The 14,735-nt window shown below is 45.6% G+C and carries 13 protein-coding genes; 8 read left to right on the forward strand and 5 right to left on the reverse strand.

Features of this window, described 5'->3' with window-relative positions; all coding sequences use genetic code 11:
- Positions 1 to 5: 5 nt before the first annotated feature.
- The 3 genes from ascF (at position 6) to AB4161_RS04840 (ending at position 3,635) form a co-directional block, all read left to right on the forward strand.
- The gene (ascF, locus tag AB4161_RS04830) at positions 6 to 1,484 is read left to right on the forward strand and encodes a PTS cellobiose/arbutin/salicin transporter subunit IIBC (RefSeq protein WP_017064040.1); all 1,479 of its coding nucleotides are present in this window, start codon (positions 6 to 8) and stop codon (positions 1,482 to 1,484) included.
- Between the two features lie 71 nt (positions 1,485 to 1,555).
- Positions 1,556 to 2,986, forward strand: coding sequence for a 6-phospho-beta-glucosidase (locus tag AB4161_RS04835; protein WP_017067568.1), 1,431 nt, complete (start codon positions 1,556 to 1,558; stop codon positions 2,984 to 2,986).
- 31 nt (positions 2,987 to 3,017) lie between these two features.
- A complete protein-coding gene (locus AB4161_RS04840) occupies positions 3,018 to 3,635 on the forward strand; it encodes a bifunctional 4-hydroxy-2-oxoglutarate aldolase/2-dehydro-3-deoxy-phosphogluconate aldolase (RefSeq protein WP_065583747.1) in 618 nt (205 codons plus the stop codon).
- Positions 3,636 to 3,725: 90 nt separating this feature from the next.
- Here AB4161_RS04840 and AB4161_RS04845 read toward each other — a convergent pair whose 3' ends face one another.
- The 3 genes from AB4161_RS04845 to AB4161_RS04855 form a co-directional block, all read right to left on the reverse strand.
- Positions 3,726 to 4,601 carry a radical SAM protein gene (locus AB4161_RS04845; RefSeq protein ID WP_017059456.1) on the reverse strand — a complete coding sequence of 292 codons (876 nt, stop codon included), beginning with the start codon at positions 4,599 to 4,601 and terminating at the stop codon, positions 3,726 to 3,728.
- Between the two features lie 208 nt (positions 4,602 to 4,809).
- A complete protein-coding gene (locus tag AB4161_RS04850) occupies positions 4,810 to 5,631 on the reverse strand; it encodes an SDR family NAD(P)-dependent oxidoreductase (RefSeq protein WP_372082902.1) in 822 nt (273 codons plus the stop codon).
- A 210-nt stretch (positions 5,632 to 5,841) separates the two neighbouring features.
- Positions 5,842 to 6,687: an enoyl-CoA hydratase/isomerase family protein gene (locus AB4161_RS04855; RefSeq protein WP_004732302.1), complete on the reverse strand. Its 846-nt coding sequence runs from the start codon at positions 6,685 to 6,687 to the stop codon at positions 5,842 to 5,844.
- Positions 6,688 to 7,014: 327 nt separating this feature from the next.
- Between AB4161_RS04855 and AB4161_RS04860 the strand changes: the two genes are divergently transcribed.
- Positions 7,015 to 8,388 carry an MATE family efflux transporter gene (locus AB4161_RS04860; RefSeq protein ID WP_372082903.1) on the forward strand — a complete coding sequence of 458 codons (1,374 nt, stop codon included), beginning with the start codon at positions 7,015 to 7,017 and terminating at the stop codon, positions 8,386 to 8,388.
- Between the two features lie 9 nt (positions 8,389 to 8,397).
- The gene (locus tag AB4161_RS04865) at positions 8,398 to 9,312 is read left to right on the forward strand and encodes a LysR family transcriptional regulator (protein ID WP_372082904.1); all 915 of its coding nucleotides are present in this window, start codon (positions 8,398 to 8,400) and stop codon (positions 9,310 to 9,312) included.
- Positions 9,313 to 9,461: 149 nt separating this feature from the next.
- On the opposite strand, the gene AB4161_RS04870 is transcribed toward AB4161_RS04865, so the two are convergent.
- The gene (locus AB4161_RS04870) at positions 9,462 to 11,534 is read right to left on the reverse strand and encodes an alkyl/aryl-sulfatase (RefSeq protein ID WP_372082905.1); all 2,073 of its coding nucleotides are present in this window, start codon (positions 11,532 to 11,534) and stop codon (positions 9,462 to 9,464) included.
- 188 nt (positions 11,535 to 11,722) lie between these two features.
- Here AB4161_RS04870 and AB4161_RS04875 point away from each other — a divergent pair, with 188 nt between their 5' ends.
- Positions 11,723 to 12,625, forward strand: a complete 903-nt coding sequence (locus AB4161_RS04875; RefSeq protein ID WP_017059462.1) for a LysR family transcriptional regulator — start codon at positions 11,723 to 11,725, stop codon at positions 12,623 to 12,625.
- Here the strand turns inward: AB4161_RS04875 and AB4161_RS04880 are convergent.
- Positions 12,622 to 13,521, reverse strand: a complete 900-nt coding sequence (locus AB4161_RS04880) for a DMT family transporter (protein ID WP_372082906.1) — start codon at positions 13,519 to 13,521, stop codon at positions 12,622 to 12,624. The two genes, AB4161_RS04875 and AB4161_RS04880, sit on opposite strands and share 4 nt — an antisense overlap.
- 197 nt (positions 13,522 to 13,718) lie before the next feature.
- Between AB4161_RS04880 and AB4161_RS04885 the strand changes: the two genes are divergently transcribed.
- Together AB4161_RS04885 and AB4161_RS04890 are read left to right on the forward strand one after the other, a co-directional pair.
- Entirely contained in the window at positions 13,719 to 14,108 is a 390-nt protein-coding gene (locus tag AB4161_RS04885; protein ID WP_017064032.1) for a VOC family protein, read from the forward strand.
- A 51-nt stretch (positions 14,109 to 14,159) separates the two neighbouring features.
- On the forward strand, positions 14,160 to 14,684 hold the full coding sequence (locus AB4161_RS04890; protein ID WP_029235182.1) for a hypothetical protein: 525 nt from the start codon (positions 14,160 to 14,162) through the stop codon (positions 14,682 to 14,684).
- Positions 14,685 to 14,735: the final 51 nt, after the last annotated feature.

The raw sequence follows: 14,735 nt of genomic DNA on the forward strand, positions 1-14,735 counted from the left end.
ATAAAATGGCCAACGATTACCGCGCAATTGCGAAATCTGTTGTTGAGCATCTTGGGGGCAAGACAAATGTGGCTGCCCTAACACACTGTATGACTCGACTACGATTCGTTTTACACAGCCAAGATGGCGTCGATATTAACAAGCTAAAAGCACTGAAAGGTGTGATGGGTGTTGTTGATAATGGAGACAAAGTACAAGTTATCATTGGTAACGAGGTATCGTATGCATACAAAGAAGTGATGGCGCTTTGTGAGCTATCCACTGTATCTGAGTCAGAGGTTCCTGCTAAAAAAGAGAAGCTAACGGCTAAGTCAATTGGTGCGAAAATGTTGGACGCACTGGTTGGTACCATGTCGCCTCTTATCCCAGCAATCATTGGCGCTTCAATGGTCAAACTGCTCGCCATGGTACTTGAGATGCTGGGCTGGGTTGAGCCAAATGCACCTACCTTGATTATCTTGAAAGCGATTGGCGATGGCGCCTTCTTCTTCCTACCGGTTATGGTTGCCGCTTCCGCATCGATCAAATTCAAGACCAATATGTCTCTTTCCATTGCGATTGCCGGTGTCTTAATCCACCCGAACTTTATGGAATTGATGGCGCAAGCAGCAGAAGGCAAGCACGTTGATTTCTTCGGTATCCCAATCACGTCAGTGAAATACACCTACACGGTTATTCCTGTACTTGTGATGACTTGGGCTCTTTCTTACATAGAACGTTGGGTAGATAGCATTACCCCTGCTGTGACTAAAAACTTCCTGAAACCTATGCTTATCGTATTGATTGCAGCTCCGGTTGCTATCGTACTTATCGGTCCATTTGGTATTTGGGTTGGTACTGCACTTTCAGCGCTTGTTTACACAATTCATGACACATTAGGTTGGTTGTCGGTTGCTATCATGGGCGCACTGTGGCCTCTACTTGTTCTTACTGGTATGCACCGTGTATTTACTCCAACGATTATTCAAACCATTGCTGAGACGGGTCGTGAAGGTATGGTTATGCCTTCAGAAATCGGTGCCAACCTCGGTATGGGTGGTGCGTGTCTGGCTGTTGCTTACAAAACCAAAAACAGCGCACTAAAGCAGACATCATTAGCCGCAGGTGCTTCAGCTATCTTCGCCGGTATCTCTGAGCCTGCATTGTACGGCGTGCTTGTTCGTCTGAAACGTCCACTTATCGCAACAATGATTACTGGTTTTATCGTAGGTGCATTAGCGGGCATGGGTGGCCTTGCGAGTCACTCGATGGCAGCACCAAGCTTGTTTACGAGTGTTCAGTTCTTCGATGTGAATGACCCAATGAGTATCGTTTGGGTGTTCGGTCTGATCGCATTGTCTATTGTTCTGTCATTTGTTCTAACCCTAGTTTTAGGCTTTGAAGATGTTCCAGAAGATGATGCCGATGAGAAAGCAACTTCAGAGTCAGCAAACAAAGAAGCTGGTAAGGCAGAAGACAAGCCGACAGTAGTGTCCGCGTCTTAATTAGAATTGATTAATTTATTCAGTCACCTTACTTCAGCGTAAGGTGACTTTTATTGTTTCCGAGGTATTCGATGTCAAACATTCAATTTCCCGAAGATTTCTTATGGGGCGGCGCTATTGCTGCAAACCAGTCTGAAGGCGCTCACTTAGCGGGTGGTAAAGGCCTAACAACCGTAGATATGATCCCTTATGGTGAGAACCGCATGCCAATTAAGCTTGGTCAGGTTGATAAGGTGACGCTCAGCGAAGACGAGTTCTACCCAAGCCATAACGCGATAGACTTTTATCACCGTTACAAAGAAGACATCGCCTTGCTGGCAGAGATGGGATTTAAAGTCTTCCGCGTATCCATCGCTTGGAGCCGAATCTTTCCAAAAGGTGACGAGCTAGAGCCGAACCAAGCTGGCTTAGATTTTTACCGTGATGTTTTTGAAGAGTGTAAGAAATACGGTATTGAGCCGCTCGTTACCTTGTGCCATTTCGATGTGCCTATGCACTTGGTCAACGAGTATGGTTCGTGGCGTAATCGTAAGATGATTGAGTTCTTTAGCCGTTACGCGAGAACCTGTTTCGAAAACTACAAAGGCTTGGTGAAATACTGGTTAACTTTCAACGAAATCAATATTTTACTAGCGAGCCCGTTTTCTGGTGCTGGATTGTTGTTTCAGGAAGGCGAAAATCACGATCAAGTGAAGTACCAAGCAGCTCACCATGAGCTAGTAGCAAGCGCTTTGGTAACCAAGATTGCCCATGAAGTTGATGAGCAAAACCAAGTGGGTTGTATGCTGGCGGGCGGTAACTTCTATCCATATTCATGTAAGCCAGAAGATGTGCTGATGGCTATGGAAAAAGACCGCGAGAACCTGTTCTTTATCGATGTTCAATCGCGTGGTTACTACCCATCTTATGCTCAAAAAGTGTTTGATAACAAAGGTGTGGTGCTTGAAACACAAGATGAAGATTTCGAGATTCTAAAGAACACCGTCGATTTCATTTCTTTCAGTTATTACGCTTCACGCTGTGCTTCCGCTGATATGAATGCAGGAAATACGAGTGCAGCGAACGTCGTTAAGTCCATCAAAAACCCTCATCTTCCAGCAAGTGATTGGGGCTGGGTCATTGACCCTACAGGTCTTCGAATTACGATGAACACACTCTATGACCGTTACCAGAAACCACTTTTCTTGGTAGAAAATGGCTTAGGTGCTCGTGATACCTTGGATGACAATGGAGAAGTGAACGATGATTACCGCATTGATTACCTTCGTCAGCACATTGTTGCGATGCATGAAGCAATGGAAGACGGTGTACCATTGATGGGTTACACACCTTGGGGTTGTATCGATCTTGTTGCGGCGTCGACCGGAGAGATGAGCAAGCGCTATGGGTTTATCTACGTGGACAGAGACAACCTAGGCAATGGTACGTTAAATCGTATTCCTAAAAAGTCATTCCACTGGTACAAAAAAGTGATCGCAAGCAACGGCAGCGACTTGGCTTAATTTGTCTGTTTGATAATGAGAGAAATGAACAATGAAAACAATTGAACAGCGACTCAGAGATATTCGCATCGTTCCGGTGATCGCCATTAATGACGTTGCTCAGGCTGTGCCGCTTGCGAAAGTATTGGTTGAGAATGGTTTGCCTTGTGCTGAAGTGACATTTCGTACAGAAGCGGCAGCAGAGTCGATTCGTTTGATGCGTGAAGCCTACCCTGAGTTACTGATTGGCGCAGGTACTGTGCTGACTACAGAGCAGGTGGATACTGCCATTAATGCGGGTGTTGATTTCATTGTCAGCCCAGGTTTGAATCCAACAACAGTCAAATACTGTCAGCAAAGAGGGGTTACGATTGTTCCTGGAGTGAGTAACCCAAGCTTGGTTGAACAAGCAATGGAAATGGGGCTTAAGACACTAAAGTTCTTCCCTGCCGAGCCATCTGGCGGTGTCGCAATGTTGAAAGCGTTGACGGCTGTTTACCCGGTTAACTTTATGCCTACAGGCGGTGTAAGCCCAGCGAACGTTGAGTCTTACTTAGCACTGAAATCAGTCGTTGCCTGCGGTGGAACTTGGATGGTACCGACAGACAAAATGGACAAGGGTGATTGGGATGGAATCGCAGAATTAGTCCGAGCGGTCGGCTCCAGATAGTTCGATAGAGAGATACATAGCTAGAAAATGAAAGGGCCAGCTGACACTGGCCCTTTTTGTGGCTGCTTCAAACGATGTAGAGGTTACTCGTTACCAAGCAAAGGTTTTAATGACGTTTTGCTTAGTGATTGGGTTATGCGCGATGTCTTGATTTATCTTATCAAGAAACGGCTTACGAGCCTGAGGCAACATGCCACGCATTGGTGAGATGTTATTGCCGTGGTCACCCCAGTAGTAGCAATCGAAATCTTCTAGGTTTTCGAGCAAGTATTTTTCTTCTTCCAGAATCTGCAATGGCGTTGGTAAAACAAACTCGCCACGGTTTACTTCTTTTTCCAATACCGATCCCGGTTGAACGGCTAAAGCCATTGGTGCAATCGCATCCGGCTGCATGATGTTCAGCAAGCTGGTGGTATTAATCGCATGCTCTATAGAACGCTCTTTGCCGCCAAGGCCAAAGATAAATGAAGCCAGCACCTTGATGTCTGCTTCACGGGCTAAGTTCATACCTTCAATTGCATGCTCACGCGTCATGCGCTTTTGAATGCGTTCAAGCACAATTGGGTCACCGGACTCCAAGCCGGAATAGGCCATGCTTAAACCTGCCGACTTAATCTCTTTTAATTCAGACAAGCTCTTACGGCGAAAGTCATTGAACCCTGAATACAGAGAAATGTTCTTGATCTCTGGAAAGGTGATTTTGATGTAATCCAGAATCGAAATCAGCATCTCGGTTCGGATTGCCATTACGTTACCATCGACTAAAAAGATAGACTCTACATGCGGGTAGATTTTTCTCGCCGCATCAATATCTTCAAAGATGTCTTTGATATCTCTTACTTTGAAACGCTTATCATCAAACATCGTGCAGAAGGTACATTGGTTGTTACTGCACCCCAATGTTGTCTGGATGAGTACGCTCTCTGCTTCCATCCAAGGACGATAAACTTTACCTTCAAAACGCATAAATGCTCCTCGGCCGTAGCCTGTGTTGTTTCGACGAGGGCAAGTTTAGCAATCTGCATCTTGGGTGATAATTGGGCAAAGCGGGGAATCAGTATTAAAGAAATTTTAATAATCGAAAGAGCGCGCAGTTCTTTGTCTGTATGGATAGAACTGCGGCTTGGATCGTGTGTGGGGGGAGTGTTAGTGGTCGTTTTTTACTAATTAATGATCAGTGCGTAACGCACAGCTTTTCTTCGAGTAATTGATTAAGCACTGTCACCAGCTTGTGGTTCTTAGTGTTGTCTAATGCGTCGGCGTGCGGGTCTTTGAACAACCCAGAATCATTATCAAAATATTGACCAGAAGCGTTGGCAAACTCATCACTGAGCGCAGCACGACAAAGAATATCGGCTCCAATCGCTAGGTCGTTTCCATCAACGCCATAAGCATCTTTTACTAATTTACTGCCAAGGAAAGAGGCTGGGTTTACAGGGATAATTGCGGTGCCTTTGTCTAAAAGAGTATTGGCTAATTCGATGGACCACATCGTTAGCGCCAGCTTACTTTGCGCGTAAACCGGACCATCAAGTTCACCCGCACTCGGGCTGATTAATGCCTCTAAATCGACGGGTGCTTGGGCTGCTGAAGATAGATTGACGATACGACCTGTCGCATCAAAAAGAGGAAGCAGCTTTTGTGTCAGGAGATACGGCGCAATGGTGTTTACGACAAAACGTACATCAAGATTGTCTGGAGTGGTGATGTCCGACACCTTATACACACCTGCGTTGTTAATGAGTATATCGAGTCGTTTGTGATCGCTTTTGATTTGGGTTACGAGCGCCTCAACTTCAGAGAGCGTCGATAGGTCTGCGATGTAGCTTTCGATGATTGCATTCTTAGACAGGCGAGACAAAGCGGTCACGACTTTTTTGACCTTAACTGGGTTGCGGCCATGAATCAGAACATGGTGCCCTTGCTGCGTTAGTGCTTTTGCGGTCTCTAAACCAATGCCATCCGTGGCACCTGTGATCAGAATTATTTTTTGCATATTCCGTCCTTCAAAAAATAGTTTGAACAACGTTATAACAAAGATTAATGACACATAGTTGCATTTGGCTCACAAGCTGAAGACTCAAATGTGAGTCTATGGGGCAAATAATGACCATTTTAACACTTGGTGGTTAACCGTTGGCGTTTAACGACTAAGTAAGACAATGGGTCAGTTTGTGGCTGACCCAAATTAAGAGAAGTGACCGAGTTATTTGATGTCTTGAACGTTCATAACCAGAGTTTCCCAGTTACGTTGGTTTTCCATATCGTGCTCTAGGCCTTGCTCATCGGCAATTTGGAAGCGCTTAACCGCAGGGGTTTTGCTCGTAGCTTGATACAACCAATAAGCTTCCGCTTTGAGTGCTTCGTCGATCGGTTTGTCGATAGACTCGTACACCGCTTGCTTACATGCATTGATCGATTCGGCAGGGAATTTTGAGATTCGTTTGGCTAGAGTATCAACATATTCGCCAATTTCATCCGGCTCTAGTGCCTTGTTGATGGTGCCGTATGCTTCGGCTTCGTCAGCATCAAAGTCACGTGCACTTAGGACGATTTCGAGTGCGCGACCTAAGCCGACTTGGCGTGCCATACGTGATGCGCCGCCACCACAAGGAAGGATGCCCATACCCACTTCCATTTGCATGAATTTGTATTTACCGCGAGCCGCGAATCGCATGTCACACGCCAGTGCAAATTCGTGGCCTCCACCTCGAGCGAACCCTTCAAGCTTGGCAATGGTGGCTTGTGGCAGTTTGCTGATTCTTTCTAGCACCACTTGCAGGTCGAGTAACTTCGCTTCTTCACGAGAAACGGCTTCTGTCGACATGTCTTTTAATAGATTAGTGTCGTAGTGGCAGACCCAAACTTCAGGGTTTGCTGACTGAAATACCACGACCTTGATGTCACGATCGCGCTCTAGTCTCATTGCTAAACCATTGAGGTCGGCAAGCATCTCTTGCCCTTGAACATTCACAGTACCGAAGTCAAAAGTGACGGTAAGAATTCCATCCTCGGCTTGAGCTTTAAACGTTGTATAACCTTGATATGCCATTTCCATATTCCTTCTGAGAGATTTCATTTCAGCCTATTCAGTGTGAATGCGACCTAAATTCAGGCTAGCGAGGAATGTTCGAACCAACAATTAACCATTAAACGAAACACTATTAACGAATTATTAAGAGTTTTGGCGGGTTTTTTAATTTCAATTTATTCAGTGTCTTAGATGGATATTTTAACGTTGAAGGTATCTTGCTAATTCGATTGTCAACGAAATCTAAAAACTCATTCCTTGTCTGGCGCTCTTATCCTTTTCATTTAGCTTCGTATACTGCTCAACTAGGTAATTAGCCCTAAGGTACAGACAAGAGTGAACCGACTTATGCAGATGAGATCCGCGACTTTGAAAACCATTATTGAGAAAACACTGCCACTGACACTGGGTGTGTTTGCGATCATGATGGTGCAATTGGTCGATTCGATCTTTATCGGTCAGCTAGGGGTGAATGAGTTGGCGGTTCACGGTATCACCTTGCCATTCCAAGCGGCGTTTACCGGGGTTCAAGTGGGCATCGGTGTGGCGGCAACGTCCATTATTTCTCAAGCTGTAGGGGCAAAAGAGCAACGTAAGGCCACCTCAATTGCCACGTTGTCGGTCGGGTTTGGTGTGGTGGTAATAGCCTTAATCTGCTTAGGCCTGATTGTTTTTAGCGATTCTGTTTTTGCGTCGTTTGTGAATGATGTCTCTGACGCTCAATACCAATCCATGCTGTCGATTTTTAATGTGTACTGGCCACTGTGGCTGTTCAGTGCATTGATGGTGGCAGTGCTTTATCTGGCCACCTGCGTTTATCGCGCCAATGGCGATACTAAAACAACCGGCAGCATGTTCTTGGCTGCCAGCGTGATTAACCTAATTCTCGACCCTATTCTGATCTTTGGATTGGATATGGGCATTGCAGGAGCGGCGATCGCATCGAGCATTGGTTACGCATTTGGTGCAATCTACATGCTAATCAAGTCTCGCGGCAACGGTTGGTTTGGCTTCAATGGCGCGTGCCGTAACCGAATCAAAGGCTACAGTTTTGAGCTATTCAAGACGGTAATGCCAACCACTGCGAATCAGATATTACCTGCGGTCAGCGCATTCTTCTCAATGCTTTTGATTGCGAGAATCGGAACCGATGAGATGGCTTTTTGGAGCTTACTCGCCCGTGTTGAAAGTTTTATGCTGGTGTTTTCTCTTGCTCTGACCATGTCTATCCCGCCTATGATTGGTCGTTACCTAGGGGCGCAGCAGCGATGCAAAATCCCCGAGCTATTGAATACAACAGCGAAGTTCTTACTGGTTTTCCACACTGTGATGGCCGCATTATTGGCGCTGTTTAGTGGCTGGATTATTCCTGTTATCTCGGAAGAACAAAGCATACGCAGCTGGTTTGAAGTGACCTTGTTATTTATACCGTTCAGCTATGGCCCACTAGGGCTGTGCATGTTGGTTGCTTCGGTGTTTAATGCTTTGGGTGTGCCTCGTAAAGCTTTGAATGTCTCTTTCTTACGCTTGTTTGTTTTCTACATTCCGGCGTTATGGCTCGGCTCTATAACAGGAGACATGATCAATGCGGTTATTGCTGCGACCGTCGCCAATGTTTTAGCGGGCGCTTTTGCATGGTTTAAGCTTAATGCCTATATTAAAACTCACATTATCCCTCGTGCCGCTGCGGCCAATAAGCAGCGTGTACTCAGCGCAGGCTAGCCATTATTGATGAATATTGAACATCTAAAATTGTTTGTGCGACTCGCGTCTACGCACAATATAAGTCAAGCAGGACAAGAGCTTGGGTTGTCACCCCCGGTAGCCAGTATTCACATCGGAAAGCTCGAAGAGAGCCTAGGTGCCCGTCTTGTGCATCGCACCACGAGAAAGGTTTCCCTGACCGAAGAAGGCATGGCATTTCTTCCTCACGCCAAGCAAATCCTTTTGAGTGTCGAAGCGGGCGTTGCCTCTGTCGGAACCGGTAATGAATTACCAAAAGGGGTGTTGCGAATATCTGCGCCTTCATCGTTTGGTCGCATGCATGTTATGCCAGCGCTAAAAGGCTTTTTGGCTAAGTATCCAGATCTGTCGGTCGATATTTCACTGAGTGATTCAATCGTCGATCTGGTCGATGGCGGTTTCGATGTGGCGATCCGTAATGCGGAGCTACAGAACTCGAGCCTGATCGCTCGTAAGCTCTCGACTGATAAACGTATTCTGTGTGCGTCGCCAGAATATCTGGCAGTTCATGGCTATCCGAAAACACCAGAAGACCTCAAGCAACATCAATGCATCAATCAAACCGGCTTAGAAGGTTGGACGTTCGATACACCAGAAGGCGATGTCACCATCAAGAAGAAAGGTGCGATTCGTGTTGATCACGGTGAAGCGGTAAGGGATGTATGTGTCGATGGCTTGGGCATTGCCATGTGCGCGAGTTGGATAGCATACAAGCAGCTCGCGGAAGGTTCGCTGGTTGAGGTGTTGCCGGATTACCCTTTAAAGGATGAGGCGGCTATCTGGGCGGTATACCCGAGTGCTCAGTTACTTGCACCAAAGGTGCGCGTATTTATCGATTACTTTGTTCAATATTATGGTTCACCTTCTTATTGGGATTGCGACGTAAACGGTCAAGCTGAGTAGCTATCAGCTTCAGTAAGAGTAGCGTTCAAGAAGCACTCATTGATAACAAATAAGAAAGCCCCGACCAAAAGGTAGGGGCTTGTTTTTATGTTCTTTATAGAACGTTTTTCTAGCTAACTGCTGTTGTTTTTATTTAGTGTATCTGGCGTTTAATGAGCGTGTACCGCTGAATCTTGGTATAGCTCTGCATCAACTTCTTCGCCTTTACTTGGGCGCGGTACAATCTCAAAAGAGGTGTCAGCTTCTGTCAGTGAAGACAGCAGTTTGTTAAGTGATGTCTTATCACCTTTCACGCCTGCTTGTCTGTCTTCTAACAGTTTTCCAAGGCTTGTTTTCTTAAGCACGATGTCAGACACGTCAGACTTATTGATGATCAGTGTCGTATCCGCATCTTGCAGCTCTGATACTTGGATGTTGTTCAGGTTGCCGTTAGACATCTCAACGTAGTAGAACTCTTTTACATCAGGCAACTGAATATTCAATGTAAATGGTGTTTCTTGTGCTTTTAGCGAATCCACTTTTACGGCTAAGTAATCGAGTAGGTTTTCAATCGTCATGTTCGCTAACACATCCGGAGATGCAGTTTTCGGTGCGCCCGGTTGTGTGCCAATACGAAGCTCTTGAGCGCCGGTTAGGTAGATGTTTCTCCAACCTGCACCTTCTGATTGATAACCCAACTGCTCGTATGTATCTGCCAATAAGCCACGTGCAACTTTGTTCTCTGGCTCAGCTTGAATCACCTTATTCAGTGCTGTTGCAACGAAGCGGTATTCACCTTCTTGGAAATCTTGCTGCGCTTTTTCAATCACAGCATCGCTGCCGCCCATGTACTCAACAAACTTCACCGATTCTGGCTCGATTGGTAATGGATTAAGGTTAGCTGGGTTCATGTCGAAGTAACCAAGATACATGTTGTACACAGCGCGAGCGTTGTGAGAGTAAGTACCGTGGTAACCATTGGTGTGCCAAGACTGTTGAATGCTGTCTGGCATTACCTTGTAAATCTCGTCACCGATGTCTTGTAGAACCACACCGTTATTGGCTAAACGAAGCGTTTGGTTATGAGTAAAACCGTAAGCATCACGCTGCATTTTTAGGTAATCAGAAATCTCTTGTTCACCCCAGATTGGGGCTGAGTGAGACGCAAACAGTACTTCTGTTTCTTCGCCCCAAGTGACTAACATTTCGTTGATCTTCTTAGACCATTTCAAGCCGTCACGTACTTTAGCGCCACGCAGCGTGTACAGGTTGTGCATGCCTTGGTAGGTCAGTTCGCCAGTCCAAAGTGCTTTCATGCTGGGAATATACGTCACCATTTCTGATGCCGCTTCGGTACCTGAAGCATCCATGAATTGCATTTCTAGGCCGTCGATAACCAGAGTTTCAATTACTTCGTTATGGTTCAGCTCGTAGTCTGGCAGGACGTAAGTAATGCTACCGGTTGATAGGCCTTTCGACAGTGCTGCATCCACAATACCGTGTTCATGTCGGTTCAGCGTTGCGCCATATTGATAAGCGGTACGACGAGACATTGCATTACCCGCCAATACGTTTTCGTCGACGATCTCTTTAGTAATGTTTTTCGAACCGTACACTTTTACATCTGGGTATGCGTCTTTGATTGCTCTTGCGCCACCAAAGTGATCAGCGTGCGAGTGAGAGTAAATCATTGCTACGACTGGCAGTTCGCCGCCATCAGGCACATTGTTTTTGAAGAATTTTAGAGATTTAGCGGCCGCTTCTTTGGTAAGAAGTACGTCATAAGCGATCCAACCGTTGTCACTACGAATGAAAGAGATAGACGCTAAATCCGCGCCTCGAACTTGGTAAACTTTACCCGGAACAACTTCATATAAGCCTTCTGCTGCTTGGTTCAATACCGCTTGGCGCCACAGTGAAGGGTTTACTGAATCTGGTGCTTGGTCTGCATTCGTCACACTTGGGTCGATAAAGTTAAAGCTATTGCGAATGATGTCGCCCGTCTCTTGGTCGAAGCTAGCAATAAGACCCTTGTTGTTATTGTCGAAAGCGCGAGTGTCGGCAAAGTTAAGTGTTTTTGCGAACTCTTGGTTTGCTTTGGTCGTCATCTCGGTTGCGCTTTTGCCACCTTGGTCGCCAATTTCGCTGAAGTGTGCGTGGTCATGGTTAGCTGCAATTGCCGGGAATGCGAGCGAGATAGCCAGGAACAGTGATGCATTTTTGAACGTGCGAGAAGTTGTCATAAGAGCCTCTTCATTTCAGAATTTTGTTTCGTTGAGGCGATTATAGGAATAAGACATATAGCAAAAAATAAAGTAAGCTTTATTTAATACATCACGATTGGCTATGTATTGAATCATGCAATGGTTGGGCGACGAAGACGAATCCTGACCTATGATTGATTAAGACCACATTGACAGGGAGAGTAACGGTGAGCGACGTGGAAAAGTTGGATTTAAATCTATTGAGCGTGTTCTTAGAAGTGTATCGATTAAAGTCGATCACGCTTGCATCAGAATCGCTTGGTATGACTCAGCCTGGGGTTAGTGGGGCATTGAAGCGATTGCAATCTCAGCTTGATACCGACCTGTTTATTCGTGAAGGGCGTGGGATTATTCCGACTAACGCTGCGGTGCAATTGGCAGACCGAGTAGAGCCTGCTCTAGAAGGGATAAGCAGCGCAGTAAGCACTTTAAAGACATTTGATAATCAGCAGCATCATGTGTTTCGTATCCTGGTGAATGAGATTGGATTAACCAAGCTTCAACCTCTCGTCGAGCAAGATGAGACGTTGGGCAATATCTCGATTGAATTCAATATGGTGCCGAACAACGAAGAAGAATTATTGCAAGGCTTGAGCATGCAACAAGCTGATTTAGCGATTGATATCCATTACCCGCAAGTTAACGGCTACATGAAGCAGCCGATGATTGAAGATGAGTTGGTGCTGATAGCTCGAAAGGGGCATCCGAGAATCAATGGCTCTGTGACGCAAGAGCAATATTACAACGAAAAGCATGTTACTTTTAGAATGCGTCGAACCCGTTTATACACGGCAGATTATTTTACCAAGTCGCCACTGAAACAGAGAAAAGTGAGTGCCGAGTGTGACTCGCTGATGACCATGTGTGTGCTGGTATCGGGCTCAGATTGTGTCGGCAGTACATCGCGTGATTTTGCCAATCAATTTTCCGAATCCTTCCAGCTTCAAGTCCTTGATCAGCCGTTTGAAATCTTACCTATGCAGCAATACATGATTTGGCATAAAAGAACCGATTTGAACCCTGCTCATCAGTGGCTGAGAAACAAGATTCAGCAATATATGGCTGATTAACGAGCCGCTCTTGCTGCTCGTTTCTGTTTGGCGCTCTCTATCATCTTAGAAGGCGTCATTCCTGTCACCAACATGGTGCCGGTGATAACCAGAATTGAACCAACAATCGTATTGATGCCAATTGCTTCATCTAAGAATAAGTTACCCCATAGAATACCAAATACCGGAATGATGAAGGTCACGGACAGGGCTGAAGGTGCGCCGAGTTCAGAGACGAGATTGAAGTAAAGTAGATACGCTAACCCAGTACATACCGCGCCTAATAAGACAACCGATGTAGTGATCGTAACGTCGGGTGTTTCTCTTATCGGAATAAAGAATACAAACGGCAAAACCAGCAATACCGCAGTCCACATGCTGCCATGAGCATTGTTGAATGCCTCAACTTTAGGGGCTTGTTTGGTATAGTTTGACGCTATTCCGTAGCTAAAGGCCGCCATCACTGCTGCAAAGATAGGAAGCACAGCCTCACGGCCAATGTTCATCGCATCCCAACCGACTAACACGCCAACTCCTGTTACCCCAATCCCAAGTCCCAATAGAACTTTCGCCTCGAGTGCTGTTTTGGTCCATATTGCACCAATGATTGCCGCCCATATTGGCGCGGTAGAGTTCAAGATGGCGAGTGTCGAGGCGTTAAGTGTCTGCGCGGCATAAGCGAAAAGCAAAAAAGGAAGTGTGGTGTTAAACAGGCCGAGAATGAAGAAGTGTTTTGCGTGATCATGAAAAGAGAGCTTCTTTTTTAAATAGAAAGAAACTAAAAGCAGAGTAAGTGCTGCAAACAGAACTCGCGCTTCAATTAAGACTGCGGGCCCTAATGGATTGGCGGCCATTCTCATGAAAAGAAACGAGCCTCCCCATATAGCCGCAAGTAGTATCAGTTTTAAAAAGCTCACAGTTTGAATCTCAGATTGTGTAAAACCTGACTATGGAGGAAAGATAACTATTACACAAACATAGATGCCAATACTGTGCAGTTATGGACATAAAATCGAGCCCGTTAATCAGGAACAATTTCGATGAATTTCGTTCTGTTTATTGTTCCTTATTTGATGAGTAATCTAGTGTTAGACATCAAACTTAGGCAAACAAAATGAAGATTGAACACATCGCAATTTGGACCAAACAACTCGAAGTACTGAAGCGATTTTATGAAGATTATTTCGGCGCGACATTGAACTCAAAATATCACAACCCAACTAAAGGGTTTTCTTCATACTTCCTCTCGTTTGATACGGGAAGTCGTTTAGAGATTATGGAAATGGACTCTGTCCCTGAATCGAAAGACGACATCTATGACCAGTTCACAGGCTTCATTCACATGGCGATATCATTAGGTTCGGAACAGGCGGTCGATCAACTGACTCAACACTTGGTCGAAGACGGCTATGAGCGCTTAGATGGCCCAAGAAGAACAGGCGATGGCTATTATGAGAGCTGTGTACTCGATCCGGATGGTAATCGTTTGGAACTTACCGTTTAATGTAGAGACTTAATTGAGTTACTCATCTACTAACGGAACTGAGGTATGACAATGATGAAGCTTGCTGTGACTTTCCTTTTTAGTCTTGGGCTTATGGGATGTGCTACCTCAGAACCGGTGTATGAGCAGGAGGCGGACTCAAAGCCTGAACCATCACAACCCATAGGTTACCTCGGTTTTAAAGCTCACCAAGAGTGGGCGATTCAATTCAATGATTGCACGGTCTACGATTTAATCGGTGCACAACCTTACCAGTGGTTTGATCGCACTTCAGCCTCTGTGAGCTGTTATACGTTTAAGCCAAACGATGCCATCGAGCCTTTATCTGTCTATGCCGACGCAAACTTCGACAGCAATAAGCTAGCCCCGATTAACCTATTTCAAGAGCTGCAGGTATCAGAGTCTGGCTGGGGCAAGTTTCCTGCCGTCTATGAGACCAACGGTACCAATTGGCTGAAAGTCAAAGAGGGTTGGATTCACCTCACACTAGCCGATCAGACACTCGTTCAGTTCTACCCTGGCACTCAAGACCAATCTGGCAAATCACTGCATGATCAGTATTTTGAACAGCATTGATCGTAATGCTGACTGTTGATTAGTCTGTAGTTCGATCAAAAAAGATCTTTT

It is taken from the genome of Vibrio sp. 10N.286.51.E5, assembly GCF_041469125.1.
GTDB lineage: Bacteria > Pseudomonadota > Gammaproteobacteria > Enterobacterales > Vibrionaceae > Vibrio > Vibrio crassostreae_C.